The 13,808-nt window shown below is 73.1% G+C and carries 16 protein-coding genes; 3 read left to right on the plus strand and 13 right to left on the minus strand.

All coding sequences use genetic code 11. The features are described 5' to 3' along the window. Positions 1 to 1,556: HNH endonuclease signature motif containing protein (locus tag L332_RS29440; protein WP_031223690.1), on the plus strand; the 1,556-nt coding region annotated here is incomplete at its 5' end. Positions 1,557 to 1,646: 90 nt separating this feature from the next. Here the strand turns inward: L332_RS29440 and rpsN are convergent. The 9 genes from rpsN to L332_RS22465 form a co-directional block, all read right to left on the minus strand. Then, the gene (rpsN, locus tag L332_RS22425; RefSeq protein ID WP_021010540.1) at positions 1,647 to 1,952 is read right to left on the minus strand and encodes a 30S ribosomal protein S14; all 306 of its coding nucleotides are present in this window, start codon (positions 1,950 to 1,952) and stop codon (positions 1,647 to 1,649) included. Beyond that, complete coding sequence (gene rpmG, locus L332_RS22430) at positions 1,953 to 2,123, minus strand: 50S ribosomal protein L33 (RefSeq protein WP_021010541.1); 171 nt, start codon at positions 2,121 to 2,123, stop codon at positions 1,953 to 1,955. Continuing rightward, positions 2,123 to 2,359 carry a 50S ribosomal protein L28 gene (rpmB, locus tag L332_RS22435; RefSeq protein WP_021010542.1) on the minus strand — a complete coding sequence of 79 codons (237 nt, stop codon included), beginning with the start codon at positions 2,357 to 2,359 and terminating at the stop codon, positions 2,123 to 2,125. Before rpmB ends, rpmG begins: the two co-directional genes overlap by 1 nt. Positions 2,360 to 2,539: 180 nt before the next feature. After that, entirely contained in the window at positions 2,540 to 3,706 is a 1,167-nt protein-coding gene (locus L332_RS22440) for a hypothetical protein (RefSeq protein ID WP_021010543.1), read from the minus strand. Between the two features lie 81 nt (positions 3,707 to 3,787). Continuing rightward, a complete protein-coding gene (locus L332_RS22445; RefSeq protein WP_021010544.1) occupies positions 3,788 to 4,201 on the minus strand; it encodes a Fur family transcriptional regulator in 414 nt (137 codons plus the stop codon). Further along, on the minus strand, positions 4,198 to 5,019 hold the full coding sequence (locus tag L332_RS22450; protein ID WP_021064993.1) for a metal ABC transporter permease: 822 nt from the start codon (positions 5,017 to 5,019) through the stop codon (positions 4,198 to 4,200). Before L332_RS22450 ends, L332_RS22445 begins: the two co-directional genes overlap by 4 nt. Next, positions 5,016 to 5,915, minus strand: a complete 900-nt coding sequence (locus L332_RS22455) for a metal ABC transporter permease (RefSeq protein ID WP_021064994.1) — start codon at positions 5,913 to 5,915, stop codon at positions 5,016 to 5,018. The genes L332_RS22450 and L332_RS22455 overlap by 4 nt, the downstream gene beginning before the upstream one ends. Then, a complete protein-coding gene (locus L332_RS22460; RefSeq protein WP_021010546.1) occupies positions 5,912 to 6,718 on the minus strand; it encodes a metal ABC transporter ATP-binding protein in 807 nt (268 codons plus the stop codon). Before L332_RS22460 ends, L332_RS22455 begins: the two co-directional genes overlap by 4 nt. Then, positions 6,715 to 7,788: a metal ABC transporter substrate-binding protein gene (locus L332_RS22465; protein WP_021010547.1), complete on the minus strand. Its 1,074-nt coding sequence runs from the start codon at positions 7,786 to 7,788 to the stop codon at positions 6,715 to 6,717. Before L332_RS22465 ends, L332_RS22460 begins: the two co-directional genes overlap by 4 nt. A 130-nt stretch (positions 7,789 to 7,918) precedes the next feature. Here L332_RS22465 and nadE point away from each other — a divergent pair, with 130 nt between their 5' ends. Further along, complete coding sequence (gene nadE, locus L332_RS22470) at positions 7,919 to 8,776, plus strand: ammonia-dependent NAD(+) synthetase (RefSeq protein WP_021010548.1); 858 nt, start codon at positions 7,919 to 7,921, stop codon at positions 8,774 to 8,776. A gap of 93 nt (positions 8,777 to 8,869) precedes the next feature. Here the strand turns inward: nadE and L332_RS22475 are convergent, their stop codons facing one another. From L332_RS22475 to L332_RS22490, 4 genes are read right to left on the minus strand one after another with little or no spacing between them, the layout of a single operon-like run. Further along, positions 8,870 to 10,180, minus strand: coding sequence for a dihydrolipoamide acetyltransferase family protein (locus L332_RS22475; protein WP_021010549.1), 1,311 nt, complete (start codon positions 10,178 to 10,180; stop codon positions 8,870 to 8,872). Between the two features lie 14 nt (positions 10,181 to 10,194). Then, on the minus strand, positions 10,195 to 11,175 hold the full coding sequence (locus tag L332_RS22480; RefSeq protein WP_021010550.1) for an alpha-ketoacid dehydrogenase subunit beta: 981 nt from the start codon (positions 11,173 to 11,175) through the stop codon (positions 10,195 to 10,197). Next, positions 11,172 to 12,281, minus strand: a complete 1,110-nt coding sequence (locus tag L332_RS22485; protein ID WP_021010551.1) for a thiamine pyrophosphate-dependent enzyme — start codon at positions 12,279 to 12,281, stop codon at positions 11,172 to 11,174. Before L332_RS22485 ends, L332_RS22480 begins: the two co-directional genes overlap by 4 nt. Next, a complete protein-coding gene (locus tag L332_RS22490) occupies positions 12,278 to 13,336 on the minus strand; it encodes a histidinol-phosphate transaminase (protein WP_021010552.1) in 1,059 nt (352 codons plus the stop codon). The genes L332_RS22485 and L332_RS22490 overlap by 4 nt, the downstream gene beginning before the upstream one ends. A gap of 60 nt (positions 13,337 to 13,396) precedes the next feature. Here L332_RS22490 and L332_RS22495 point away from each other — a divergent pair, with 60 nt between their 5' ends. Next, positions 13,397 to 13,801, plus strand: a complete 405-nt coding sequence (locus tag L332_RS22495) for a phage holin family protein (protein ID WP_021010553.1) — start codon at positions 13,397 to 13,399, stop codon at positions 13,799 to 13,801. Positions 13,802 to 13,808 lie beyond the last annotated feature (7 nt).

A 13,808-nucleotide genomic window follows, 5' to 3' on the forward strand; every position in this document is an offset into this window, starting at 1 on the left:
ATGAGTGGTCGGGCATCGATGCGGAGGAGTACATCGCGTCAATCCGTGCCGGGGCCATCGACCCGCGCGGCCGCACCGCGGACGAGCTCGAGGAGGAGCTGGCCGCTTACGACCGGGACTGGGCGGAGCGGCTCGCGCGCCTGAGCGATGCGGAGGTCGAGGAGGTCATCGCCGGCCGCATGGAGGTGCCGCCGCTGCCGGGCACGATGCCCGCCGCAGAGCGGCCCGAGTCCGTGCGCCGGCAGGAGGCGCTCGCCGGCCGGATCCGCGCGATCGAGCAACGCCGCGCGCGGCTCGAGGCCGAGCACCGCGAGGTCCTCGCAGCCGAGCTCCAGCACTTGCGCGAATCCGGCGGTGACGTCGGCATGGCCGTGAAGGAGAGCGCCTCGATCCTCGCGGCGGAGCTGCGCCTCTCGGACCGCGCCATGGAGCGCAAGCTCGTCGAGGCGTGGACGACCGTCATCGACCTCCCCGCCGCGCACGCCTCGCACAAGGAGGGCCGCATCACCGGCACCCATCTGCGGGCGATCGAGCAGGCCACCGAGGCGCTGCGCACCGACCCGTCGGTCGATCCGGAGGATCGCGCTCGGGTGGAGGCGGAGCTGGTGGAGATCGCCGAGCGCGTCACGCCGTCGCAGCTGCGCTCCCGCGCGCGGCGGATCGTGGATCGGGCGATGGCCGAGCCGCTCCAGCGCCGCCACGATCGGGCGGTCGAGCAGCGCCGCGCATGGGTCGAGGACCACGATGACGGGATCTCGACGCTCTCGCTCTCCGGCCCCTCGGTGACCATCCACGGCGCGTTCAACCGCGCGACCGACGCCGCCCGGGGCAAGCCGAAGGACGACCCGCGCACCTTCGACCAGTACCGCTTCGACGCCCTCATGGAGACGCTCCTCACCGGCCAGACGCCGGAGGACCTCCACGGCATCAACCCGATCTCGGCGACCGTGACGGTCACGATCCCCGCGACGGAGCTGCTGAAGCGGAGCGACGACGAGGACGAGCCGCAGCTGCGCTTCTCGGGTGCCCTGGAGGGCGGGGCGCTCGTCGACGCGGCCACGGTGCGAGCCCTGGCCTCCGAGACGATCACCTGGGAGCGGCTGTTCCTCCACCCCGTCACCGGCGTCCCGGTCGCGGTCGACACGTACAAGCCCAACCGGGCCATGCGCCGCTGGCTCCAGCGCCGCGACGGCCGCTGCCGCTGGCCCGGCTGCACCAACCGCGTCTCCCGCGCCGACGCCGACCACACCATCGCCCACGCCGACGGCGGACCCACCACCCTCTCCAACCTCGCCCACCTGTGCCGCCGGCACCACTCGATGAAGCACGCCACCGCCTGGACCGTCCGCCAGCTCGACCAAGGCGTCCTCGAATGGACCAGCCCCACAGGGAAGATCTACCTCGACGAGCCAGAGCCTGCCGGACCCGCATTCGTCGACCGCGGCGTCGACATCTGGGACCTCTCGCGCGACCAACCCGCCAAGTGCACCGCGAGCGACCCGCCATGGGCACACCTCAAGGACTGCACCTGCGAGCTCGAGGACGCGACCGCCTGATCCCGCGCGCCTCCGGGCCGGTGCCACCCCATCCGGGGACGACGAAGGCCCCGACCGCGGGGGTCGGGGCCTTCGTGGGTGAGTCGGTGCTTACCAGCTCGACTTGGTCACGCCGGGCAGCTCGCCACGGTGCGCCATGTCGCGGAAGCGGACACGCGAGATGCCGTAGTCGCCGACGTGGCCGCGGGGGCGGCCGTCGATCGCGTCGCGCTTGCGGACGCGGACCGGCGAGGCGTTGCGGGGCAGCTTCTGCAGGCCGATGCGGGCGGCCTCGCGCTCCTCGTCGGTGCTCTTCGGGTCGACGAGCGCCTTCTTGAGGGCTGCGCGCTTCTCGGCGTAGCGGGCGACGATGGCCTTCCGCTGCTCGTTCTTGGCGATCATGCTCTTCTTGGCCATTTATCGCTCCTCTCGGAACTCGACGTGCTGACGCACGATGGGGTCGTACTTCTTCAGCACAAGTCGGTCAGGGTTGTTGCGACGGTTCTTCTTCGTCACATACGTGTAGCCGGTGCCCGCAGTCGAGCGGAGCTTGATGATCGGACGGACGTCCTGCGCCTTCTTCGCCATCAGAGCTTCACCCCCCGAGCCTGCATGTCACGGACGACGGCCTCGATGCCACGGGCGTCGATGACCTTCATGCCCTTGGCCGAAACGTTGAGCGTCACGTTGCGCTTGAGCGACGGGACGAAGTAGGTCTTGCGCTGCACGTTCGGGTCGAAGCGACGCTTCGTGCGCCGGTGCGAGTGCGAGATGTTGTGCCCGAAGCCGGGAGTGGCTCCGGTCACCTGGCATACGGCTGCCATGGTGCCTCCAATTGGGTACCGCAGGCCCGAGGGCCTGCCCAAGATCACTTGCCTGCACACGCCGAAGCCGAGCCTTTGAGGGGTTTGGAGGAGGCGTGCGCTGCGCGGCCGGAACCGCGCCAAGGGTCAATCGTACGCGATGCGGCGCGCTCGCGGCAATACCCGCCTGGGATCCGGGCGTCAGCGCTGCGGCGGGAAGACCGGCTGCCCGTCCGGGCCCATCGGGAACGGCGTGCCGTCGGCGTACGTCGGCCAGGGCAGCAGGCCGCCCGCGCCCGGCTGCGGGGCGGGCTGGGGAGCCGGCTGCCGCGGAGCCTGCGGCATCGGCGCTGGGGCAGCCCCCGGGCGCATCGCCGTCGGGTTCGCAGCGCCGCCGACCGACTGCGCCGCGGGGCGCCGCACGTGCTCGCCACGCGCCTCGGCCTCCTGCCAGTCGATGTTGCGGCGGTTCCAGAACAGCAGCACGGTCACGGACGCCGCGAGCGCCGTCACGACGATCGCCGCGACGGTCGCGCGCCAGTACCACTCGGTCACCTCGAAGCCGAATGCCTCGATCGCGAAGTGCAGCGTGAGCAGGATGCCCACGAGCCCGAGGAGCGCCGCGGCGACGAGCCCGATGATGCGCGCCATCTCGGCGCGGCCGCGCTCGCCGAGCGAGATGAGGCCCCACGCTCCCGCGGCGGCCGCGCGCACGACGAGGATCGTCAGGAGCGTGATGCCGAACAGCTCACCGAAGAGCCAGTCGCCATCCCACGGGTCGTCTCCCGTGCCACGCATCCAGATCGAGATCATGAGCACCGCGAGCAGGTAGATGTTCGCCGCGACGCCGATGATGAGCGGGGTCGCGGAGCGCCGCGCGAGCACGAGGTCGAGCGCGAGCAGGCCCGTGAAGGCGAGGAAGACGACGACCGTCCAGACGACGCGCGACGCCTGGCTCTCGAAGTCGCCGACGAAGATGAGCACGACCGTCACGAGCGTGACGATCGCGAGCAGGCAGATGCCGACGAAGAGCACGGGCTGGATGCCGAAGATGCGGCGCGCCGGGAGGGCAGCCGCCGGCCGCTCGGGCCACGGCGACGGGGAGCTCGGCTGCTCGCTGTAGGGATTCTCGACCCCGCCGGCAGTCGCGCGACCGCCGACGCTCGAGCCGTAGGGCATGGATCCTTGCGCGAGCGGCTGGTCGTAGGGGCCGGGCTCGGCCGGGCGGCGGTCGGCCGGCGGCTCCTGCGACTGCGCGTGCTGCTGCTCGCGCTGCTGGATCTGCTGCAGGAGCGTGGGCTGCTGCTCGCTGCTGGGCCGGCGCGCACCGAAGGCGCTGGGCTGAGCGGCACTGCGCTGAGCGGTCACTGGGGCTCCCCTCGGTCTCGTCGAGACAGTCTCACATCGGAAGCGCCCGAGCGCGATGGGCAGTCCTCACCCTCGGGAGGATCAGCGCGCGGAGCCGCTCCGCGCGGCCGCGCACTCTGCGCACAGGCCGAAGATGTCGACGACGTGATCGGGCTCGATGAAGCCGTGCGCGGCAGCCACCTGTCCCGCCCATCGCTCGACGGCCGCCGCCTCGAGCTCGACGGTGCGACCGCACGAGCGGCAGATGAGGTGATGGTGGTGGGTCTTGGTGCACGCGCGGTAGAGCAGCTCGCCCGCCGACTGCAGCGCATCCGCCTCGCCGTCCTCCGCGAGCGCCGCGAGCGCCCGGTAGACGGTCGCGAGCCCGACGGTCGAGCCCTCGGCGCGCATCGCCTGGTGCAGCGCTTGGGCCGAGACGAACTCGTCGCTCGCCTCGAGCGCCTCGCGGACGGCCTCGCGCTGCTTCGTGCTGCGGCGGGGAGCGGGGGCGGTCATGGTGTCCTCGTCTCGATCGTGCCACGCGGGCGGCGGGCGGCCTCGGCCCGGATCCAGGCGAGGCCGTAGAAAGCGGCGGCCACGAGGGCGATCGCGCCGCCCGCGGCGAGCTCGAGCCAGCGCGAGGCGAGGAGCCCGAGCACGCCGGAGGCGATCGCGATGAGCGGCGCGACGACGAGCATCGCGCGCCAGTCGCGCACGACGAGCCGCGCGGCCGCGGCGGGCGCGACGATGAGGGCGACGCCGAGGATCGCGCCGACGACCGGCATGATCGCGACGACCGTCGCGGCGATGAGCGCGAGCGCGAGCGTCTCGGGGATCCAGGGGCGCAGGCCCGCGCGCCGGTAGCCGCCCTCGTCGGCGCTCGAGAAGACGAGGTGCGGGCCCGCGAGGGCCCACACGACGATCGCGACCGCGAGCAGCGTCGCGGTGAGCGCGATGTCGGCGCCCGAGACCGCGAGCACCTGGCCGATCAGGAACGATTCGACGTCGATCGCGAGCGGGCCGAGCGACTGCAGGAGCGCGCCGAGCGCGAAGCCCGCGGTGAGCATGATTCCCGAGGCGACGGCCGGCCCCTGGGAGCGGATGCGGCCGATGCCGACCGCGATCGCGACGAGCGCGACCGCCGCGACGGCGGCGCCGAGCGGGATCGAGACGCCGAGCATCGCCGCGGCGACGGCGCCGGGGAAGGTGGCGTGGGTGAGCGACATCGTGAAGAAGGCGCGCTCGCGCAGCACGACGAGCACGCCGACGAGGCCGGCGAGCGCGCCCGCGAGCGTCACCTCGAGCAGCGCGCGGGCGAAGAAGTCGAGCGTCACGAGGCCACCCCCGCCCTGCTCGGGGCGGGCGCTGGCCGCTTCGACGAAGCACCCCGTGCGGCGCCGATCGCGAGCGCCACGAGGTAGCCGAGGATCATCGTGAGGGCGACGGTCGCGCCGGGCGCGGCATCGACGCCGAGCACCGCGAGCTGCACGACCGCCCAGAGGCCGAGCCAGCCCGTGACGGCGCCGAAGCCGATCGCGACGACGGCGGCTGCCGCGAGCGAGCGGGTGAGCGCGCGCGCCGCCGCGGTGGGCACGATCACGACCGCGAGCGCGAGCAGCGTGCCGACCGAGGCGGATGCGGCGACGACGACGAGCGCGATCGCGACGGTGCCGACGACCTCGAGCGCGAGCACCGGGAGCCCCGCGCGCCGGGCGCCCGCGGGGTCGAACGCGGCGTAGAGCTGCGGCCGCGCGGTCAGCACGACGAGCAGCACCGCGATGCCGATGAGCGCGAGCGAGACGCCGAGGTCGCCCCAGGTGATCGAGAGCAGCCGGCCGAAGAAGAAGTCGGAGAGGCTGCCCGACCCGCCCCCGGAAGCCGAGACGAGCGCGACGCCGAGCGAGAAGAAGGAAGTGAGGACGATCGCGACGGCCGTGTCGCGCGGCTGCCCGCGGCGGGAGATGAGCGCGAGCACGACCGCCGCGACGACGGCCGCGCCGATCGCGCCGGGCATGAGCCCGGCGGCCCCGCCGATCGCCGCGCCGATCACGAGGCCGGGGAACACCGCGTGCGTGAGCCCGTCGGTCGAGAACTCGAGCCGGCGGAGGTTCACGAGCACGCCGACGGTGCCGGCGGCGATCGCGAGCGCGAGGAGCAGCAGCAGCGGCCGCCCCATGAACGGCACGGAGAACGGCGTGACCGGGTCGATGAGCGCCGCGATCGGCGTCATCGGGGCGGGGCGGCCGCGGCGTCGTCGTCCCGCAGCACGTGGTGGTGATGGTGGTGCGCGGCCTCGTGGTGCTCGGTCGTCGCGAGCGTGTGGCCGTCGATCTCGATGACGTGGCTCGCGAAGGCGGCCTCGACGCGCTCGAGCGTGAGGACGCATCCGGTCTCGTCGAACGCGATCTGCCGCCCGTTCACGAGCAGCGTGCGATCGCACACGGCGCGCGCGAGGTCGAGGTCGTGCGTCGTGATGAGCAGGGCGACACCCTGCCCCTTGAGGCGCCGCACGGTCTCGAGCAGCGCGTCGCGCGAGCCGTGGTCGAGGCCGTTGAACGGCTCGTCGAGCAGCAGCAGTCGCGGCTCGCCCGCGAGCGCGCGAGCGAGGAGCCCGCGCTGGCGCTGCCCGCCGGAGAGGTCGCCGAAGCGCGCGCCACGGTGCTCGGCGAGCCCGACAGCCTCGATGGCGTCGGCGACGATGCGCTTGTCGGCCCTGCCCGGCCACTTGAGGCCGAGGCGCGGCGTGCGGCCCATCGCGACGACCTGCTCGAGCGTGACGGGGAACGCCGGGTCGATCTCGCTCGACTGCGGGAGGGTGCCGATCTCGCCGCGCGCGCTCGGCACGCGGAAGACGCGGGCCTCGTGCTGCGCGAGACCGAGCAAGCCAGCGAGCAGCGTCGACTTGCCGGCGCCGTTCGGCCCGATGAGCGCGACCGCCTCGCCCGCCCGCACCTCGAACGAGACGCCCGAGAGCACCGGCGCTCCCCCGTAGCCGAAGGAGGCGTCGGCGATCTCGACGACGGGTGCGCTCATGAGAGCGATCCTGGCACCGGCAGCGGCTCGGCGCCCCACGCGGTCACGATCGCGGTCGTGTTGTGCAGCTGCGAGCCGATGTAGGTGCCCGTCGGGCTGCCCTCGGGCCCGAGCGCGTCGGCCGCGAGCGCGTCCTCGCCCTGCCGCAGCTCGACACCCGCCTCGCGCGCGATCGTGGCCGCGAGCTGCGGGTCGATCGCGTTCTCGCTGAAGACGACGGGCGTGCCGGTGGCGCGGATCTCGGCGACGAGGTCGTCGATGTGCGCGGCGCTCGCGTCGGCGCTGTCGTCGAGGCTCGGGAGCACCGTGCCGAGGACCTGCACGTCGAACGCGCGCTCGAGGTAGCCGAACGTGTCGTGCGTCGTCACGACGAGCCGCTCCTCGACCGGCACCTGCTCGATCGAGGCGCGCATCCACGACTCGAGCTCGGCGAGCCGCTCGAGGTAGGCGGCGGCGGATGCGTCGATGTCGGCGTCGGGGTCGGCGGCGGTGACCGCGTCGCGGATGGCCTCCGCCTGGGCGATCGCGTTGGCCGGGTCGGTCCAGACGTGGGGGTCGAACTCGCCGTGGTCGTGGCCGGCGTGGTCGTCGGGCTCGTGCGCGTGGTCGTGGTCGGCGTGCGCCTCGTCGTCGTGCTCGTGATCGTCGCCATGCGACTCGTCGCCGTGGTCGTGGCCCTCGTGCGTGTCGTGGCCCGCGACGATGAGGTCGATGCCCTCCGAGGTGTCGACGAGCGTGCCGGCGAAGCCCGAGGCCTCGACCGTGCTGTCGAGCCAGCCCTCGAGCCCCGCACCGTTGACGACGAGCAGGTCGGCGGAGGCGAGCGCCGCGAGCGCCGCGGGGCCCGGGTCGAAGCTGTGCGCCGAGGCACCCGGGCGCAGGAGGCTCGTCACCTGCGCCTCGTCGCCCACGACCTCGCGGGCGATGTCGGCGAGCTGCGTCGTGGTCGCGACGATCTCGAGCCGGTCGTCGGCCGAGCCGGCGCCGTTCGCCGGGCCGGCGCATCCGGTCAGCACGAGCGCCGCCGCTCCGACGGTGCTGAGGAGGGCGGTGGTCTGCGTGGGTCGCATGGGAATCCTGTCCAAGTGCGACGCCGTGCCGCACGGGTCGACGCTACGCCTTAGTGAGAACGATTGTCAATCTCGGCGGACTCCCAGCGGACGTAGCACTCCGGAAACATCGCGAGCGTAGGCTCTCGCCATGGAGCGCATCCCCACCGGCACAGCCCAGTTCAAGATCATCGCCGCCCTCGGGTCCCGCCCCGAGATCGATCCCGCCGAGGAGATCGAGCGGCGCGTGCAGTTCCTCGTCGACTACCTCGCCGCGACGGGCGCGAAGGGCTTCGTGCTCGGCATCTCCGGCGGCCAGGACTCGACGCTCGCCGGTCGCCTCGCGCAGCTCGCCGTCGAGCGCGTGCGGGATGCCGGCGGCGAGGCGAGCTTCGTCGGCGTGCGCCTCCCCTACGGCGTGCAGCACGACGAGGACGACGCGCAGCTCGCGCTCGACTTCATCCGCGCCGACCGCGAGGTGACGGTCGACGTCAAGCCGGGCGTCGACGCGCTCGAGGCCTCGATCGAGGCGGGCGTCGGCGCGGTCGACGACTACCACAAGGGCAACGTCAAGGCGCGGGCGCGGATGATCGCGCAGTACGCGATCGGCGGCCAGCTGGGCCTGCTCGTGATCGGCACCGACCACGCCGCCGAGGGCGTCACGGGCTTCTACACGAAGTACGGCGACGGCGGCGCCGACGTGCTGCCGCTCGCGGGGCTCACGAAGCGGCAGGGGAAGCAGCTGCTGCGCGAGCTCGGCGCCGCCGAGCGCCTGTGGCAGAAGGCGCCGACGGCCGACCTGCTCGACGAGCGCCCGGGCCAGACCGACGAGGCGGAGCTCGGCCTCGCCTACGAGCAGATCGACGCGTTCCTCGAGGGGCGCGACGTCGAGCCCGAGGTCGCGGAGCAGATCGTCGACCGCTACACGCGCACGGAGCACAAGCGCCGGATGCCCGTGACGCCCGACGACGAGTGGTGGCGGCCGCAGGCGGGGCCGCTGTTCGACTGAGCGGTGGAGCTGAGGGTCGAGGCCCTTTCGGGCCTCGACCGCGACCCCAGCTCCGACGCCCGTCCCGGGCGTCGGGACCCGCGGGTCGGGCGACTACTCCACCAGCAGCGCCGGCTCCTCGAGGATCGACGCGACGTCGGCCACGAAGCGGCTGATCGTGTCGCCGTCGACCGCGCGGTGGTCGAACGAGCCGCCGACCGTCGTGACCCAGCGCGGCCGCACCTCACCGTCGACGACCCACGGCTTCTGCCGGATCGCGCCGAGCGCGATGATGCCGCTCTCGCCCGGGTTGAGGATCGGCGTGCCGGTGTCCATGCCGAAGACGCCGATGTTCGTGATGGTGAAGGTGCCGTGCTGCATGTCGGCCGGCGGCGTGCGGCCCTCGCGCGCCGTGAGCGTGAGCTGCTCGATCGCGCGCGCGAGATCGACGAGCGAGAGCTCCTGCGCATCCTTGATGTTGGGCACAAGCAGCCCCCGCGGCGTCGCCGCGGCGATGCCGAGGTTGACGTAGCGGTGCACGACGAGCTCCTCGGGGGAGAACGTCGAGTTCACCTCCGGCGAGCGCTCGATCGCCCACAGGATCGCCTTCGCCATGATGAGCAGCGGCGAGACCTTGACGCCCGCGAAGGCGTCGGACGCCTTGAGCCGCTTGACGAGCTCCATGGTGCGCGTCGCGTCGACCTCGGTGAACACCGACACGTGCGGCGCCGTGAACGCCGACTGGGCCATCGCCAGCGCGGTCGCGCGGCGCACGCCCTTGACCGGGATGCGCTCCTCGCGCCCGCCGCTCCACGCGACGCGCGCGGATGCGGCCGGCTGCGCCGCCGCCGGTGCCTGCGCGGCACGCTGCACGTCGTCGCGCGTGACGTCGCCGATCGGGCCGGTCGCCGTCACCTGCCGCAGGTCGACCCCGAGGTCCTTCGCGAGCTTCCGGACGGGCGGCTTCGCGAGCACCGGGCCGGATGCGTCGTGTGGCTCGGCGGGCACGGGCGGCTCGGGCGCGGCCGGCGTCGGGGGCTCGGGCGCGGGCGGGTCCTGCACCGTGCGGGGCTTCCGGCGGCGCGTCTCGGCACCGCCCCGCACCCCGTAGCCGACGAGCACGGCCCCGCCGGACGCATCCGCCTCGACCGTCTCCTCCGTCGGCTTGCCCGACTCGACCTCGTCGGGGTCGCCGCCCGAGACGCGGATGATGGGGGTGCCGACCTCGACGGTCTGGCCCTCCTCGACGAGCAGCGCCTCGACCGTGCCCTCGAAGGGGCTGGGCAGCTCGACGAGCGACTTCGCCGTCTCGACCTCGAGCAGCACGTCGTTGACGGCGACCGAGTCGCCGGGGCGCACGCGCCACGAGACGATCTCGGCCTCGGTGAGCCCCTCGCCCGGGTCGGGCAGCCTGAACTCCTGCATGGGAGGTCCTTCCGTCAGTGGGCCAGCGCGCGGTCGACGGCCGCGAGCACGCGATCGGCGTCGGGCAGGTAGACGTCCTCGAGCTGCGCGGGCGGGAACGGGGTGTCGAAGCCCGACACGCGCTGCACGGGCGCCTCGAGCGAGTAGAACGCGCGCTCGGCGATCGTCGCGGCGATCTCGGAGCCGACGGATGCGTGGCCGGGCGCCTCCTGCGCGACGACGACGCGGCCGGTGCGCTGCGCCGAGGCGACGAGCGGCGCCCAGTCGATCGGCGAGAGGGAGCGCACGTCGACGACCTCGCAGCTCGTGCCCTCGCCCGCGGCGATCTCGGCCGCCTGCAGCAGCACGTGCACCATCGCGCCGTGGCCGATGAGCGTCACGTCGGTGCCCTCCCGCGCGACGACGGCGGCGTGGAGCGCCGCGGTCGGTGCGTCGAGCACCTCGCCCTTCGTCCAGTACTTCGCCTTGGGCTCGAGGAAGATGACGGGATCGTCGCTCTCGATCGCCTGCCGCAGCATCCAGTGCGCGTCGTTCGCGGTCGAGGGGCTCACGACCCGCAGGCCCGCGGTGTGGGCGAAGTATGACTCCGGGCTCTCCTGGTGGTGCTCGACGGCGCCGATGTGCCCCCCGTAGGGGATGCGGATGACGACCGGCATCGAAACGGCGCCGCGGTGGCGGGCGCGCATCTTCGCGAGCTGCGAGACGATCTGGTCGAAGCCGGGGTAGACGAACCCGTCGAACTGGATCTCGATCACCGGGCGGTAGCCGCGCATCGCGAGGCCGATCGCGGTGCCGATGATGCCCGACTCGGCGAGCGGGGTGTCGAGCACGCGTCGGTCGCCGAACTCGGCGTGCAGGCCCTCGGTGATGCGGAAGACGCCGCCGAGCGGGCCGATGTCCTCGCCCATGAGCAGCACCTTCTCGTCGGCGCGCATCGCCTCGCGAAGCGCAGAGTTGAGCGCCTTCGCGATGGGCATCGACTGGCCGGCGATCATGCGTCGCTCCCGAACGAGGCCTCGAACGCCGCGAGCGCCGCCTTCTGCTCGGCGACGAGCGGGTGCGGCTCGGCGTAGACGTGGTCGAAGATGTCGTCGCTCGCGGCCGCGGTCGCCTCGAGCGCGCGGCGGCGCATGTCGGCCGCCTCGTCGGCGGCGCGCTGCTCCTGCTCGGCGAGCGCGGCGTCGTCGACGCCGAGCGAGCGCAGGTGGGCGGCGAGGCGCGCGATCGGGTCGCGTCGCGCCCACGCCTCCTCCTCGTCGCGCGAGCGGTAGCGCGTGGGGTCGTCGCTCGTCGTGTGGGCGCCCATGCGGTAGGTGTCGGCCTCGATGTAGCCGGGGCGTCCCTGCCGGGCGTCGTCGAGCATCCGCCTCGACACCGCGAAGGAGGCCAGCGGGTCGTTGCCGTCGACCCACGCGGCGGCGAGCCCGAAGCCGCGGGCGCGCTCGTGCAGCGGGAAGCGGCTCTGCCGCGTCGAGGGCACCGAGATCGCCCACTTGTTGTTCTGCACGAAGAAGACGATCGGCGCGTCGTAGCTCGCGGCGAAGACGAGCCCCTCGCTCGCGTCGCCCTGGCTCGCGGCGCCGTCGCCGTAGAACGCCATGACGGCCTCGTCGGCGCTCGCGTCGCCCGTGCCGCTCGCACCGTCGAGGCCGATGCCCATCGCGTAGCCGGTCGCGTGGAGCGCGTGCGTCGCGATCACGAGCGAGTAGATGCGCATGCCGGGCACCTCGGTCGGGCTCCAGCCGCCGTGCGCGGCGCCGCGGAAGATGTCGATGATCTGCAGCATGTCGACGCCGCGGTGGAGGGCGATGAGGTGCTCGCGGTAGCTCGGGAAGAGCGTGTCCTGCGGCCGGGCGGCCCACGCCGCGCCGACCTGCGCGCCCTCCTGGCCGAGCGAGGGCACCCACAGCCCGAGCTTGCCCTGGCGCTGGAGGTGGCCGGCCTCGACGTCGAAGCGGCGCGTGCGCAGCATCTCGCCGTGCATCGCGAGCCGGTCGTCGGTCGAGAGCTCGTCGGCGATCGCCCGCCACGGCTCGTTCTCGGCGGTGACGACCGCCTCGCCCGCCTCGTCGAGCAGGCGGATGGGCTGGGCGTCGGTCACTGGAGCGCCTGGATGGCCTTCGCCGCCGCGACGACGCTGTCGTCGGCCTCGGGCTCGCCGATCGAGATGCGCGTGCCCTCCGGGAAGACCTTCGCGACGAGGAGGTGGTCGAAGAGGATGTCGTGGATGGCGTCCTCCTGCCCGGGCTGCGAGGGCACCCAGACGAAGTTGCCGTGCGGCCGCGGCACGGGCACGCCCTCGTCGACGAGCCGCTGCCACAGGGCATCGCGGTGCTCGACGACCTGCTGGATGCGGCCGAAGGTCTCGTCGCGGTGGGCGAGGGCAGCGAGCGCCGCGGCGGCGCCGAGCGCCGTCTGCGAGAGCGGCACGCCCGTGAGGTCGGCGCCGCGGAGCACCGCGGGGTCGCCGATCGCATAGCCGACGCGGAGGCCCGCGAGGCCGTAGGCCTTCGAGAAGGTGCGGAGCACGACGACGTTCTCGCGCTCGCGCTGCAGCGCGATGCCGTCGGGGATGGGCTCGCGCACGAACTCGATGTAGGCCTCGTCGAGCATGACGAGCACGTCGTCGGGCACGCGCTCGAGGAAGCGGTCGAGCTCCTCCGGGGTGACGATCGTGCCGGTGGGGTTGTTGGGGCTGCAGACGATCACGGCGCGCGTGCGCTCGGTGATCGCATCGGCCATCGCGTCGAGGTCGTGCCGGTGGTCGGCGTCGAGCGGCACCTCGACGGGCGTCGCGCCGCCCGTGCGCACGAAGAGCGGGTACGCGTCGAACGAGCGCCAGGCGTAGACGACCTCGTCGCCGGGGCCGGCGACCGCGTGGATGAGCTGCTGCAGGAGCGACGCGGAGCCGTCGCCGATGAGGATGCGGTCGACGTCGTCGCCGAGCTCCTCGGCGAGCTGCTGCTGCAGCTGCGGCGAGCCGGGGCGCGGGTACCGGTTGACCCGCTCGGCCTCGCGCTGCACTGCCTCGACGACCGCCGGCAGCGGCGGGAAGGGGTTCTCGTTGCTCGAGAGCTTGAACCCGCCCTCGGGGGCCGGTCGCCCCTGCTGGTACGGGGGGACGGCAGCAATCTCGGGTCGAAGTCGCACGGTCACCGCCTCAGGCTATTGCGAGCGTCGACGCCCCGCTGGGATATGGGTGGAAGAATCGGCTGCATGCGATTCCTGCTGCGCGTCGTGTTCACCGCCGTCGCCATCTGGCTCGTCACGCTCTTCGTGCCGGGCATCGAGATCGTGCCCTTCGGCGACGAGTGGTGGCACGTGGCGCTCACGACGCTCGGCGTCGCCCTCGTCTTCGCGGTCATCAACGCGACGATCGGCAACCTCATCCGGATCGTCGCGTTCCCGCTCTACATCCTGACGCTCGGGATCGTCGCGCTGTTCGTGAACGCCTTCCTGCTCATGATCGTCCACTGGATCTCGGAGGCCGTGGGCTTCGGCATCCGGGTCGAGTCGTTCTGGTGGGGGATGCTCGCGGCGGTGTGCATCGCGTTCCTCACGTGGCTCATCACGATCGTCATGCGGCCCGTCGTGGGCAAGGAGCGGCCGAGGGAGCGCTGAGCCCCGC

It is taken from the genome of Agrococcus pavilionensis RW1, from assembly GCF_000400485.1.
GTDB classification, from domain to species: domain Bacteria; phylum Actinomycetota; class Actinomycetes; order Actinomycetales; family Microbacteriaceae; genus Agrococcus; species Agrococcus pavilionensis.

Bases quoted from the DNA above. Each gene is read 5' to 3' on its own strand.
- L332_RS22445 (WP_021010544.1), bottom strand. From the start codon at position 4,201: ATGACCGCCCCCGCTCCCCGCCGCAGCACGAAGCAGCGCGAGGCCGTC.
- L332_RS22480 (WP_021010550.1), bottom strand. From the start codon at position 11,175: ATGATCGCCGGCCAGTCGATGCCCATCGCGAAGGCGCTCAACTCTGCG.
- nadE (WP_021010548.1), top strand. From the start codon at position 7,919: ATGGAGCGCATCCCCACCGGCACAGCCCAGTTCAAGATCATCGCCGCC.
- rpmG (WP_021010541.1), bottom strand. From the start codon at position 2,123: ATGGCGAAGAAGGCGCAGGACGTCCGTCCGATCATCAAGCTCCGCTCG.
- L332_RS22495 (WP_021010553.1), top strand. From the start codon at position 13,397: ATGCGATTCCTGCTGCGCGTCGTGTTCACCGCCGTCGCCATCTGGCTC.
- rpmB (WP_021010542.1), bottom strand. From the start codon at position 2,359: ATGGCAGCCGTATGCCAGGTGACCGGAGCCACTCCCGGCTTCGGGCAC.
- L332_RS22460 (WP_021010546.1), bottom strand. From the start codon at position 6,718: ATGAGCGCACCCGTCGTCGAGATCGCCGACGCCTCCTTCGGCTACGGG.
- L332_RS22465 (WP_021010547.1), bottom strand. From the start codon at position 7,788: ATGCGACCCACGCAGACCACCGCCCTCCTCAGCACCGTCGGAGCGGCG.
- rpsN (WP_021010540.1), bottom strand. From the start codon at position 1,952: ATGGCCAAGAAGAGCATGATCGCCAAGAACGAGCAGCGGAAGGCCATC.
- L332_RS22455 (WP_021064994.1), bottom strand. From the start codon at position 5,915: ATGACGCCGATCGCGGCGCTCATCGACCCGGTCACGCCGTTCTCCGTG.
- L332_RS22475 (WP_021010549.1), bottom strand. From the start codon at position 10,180: ATGCAGGAGTTCAGGCTGCCCGACCCGGGCGAGGGGCTCACCGAGGCC.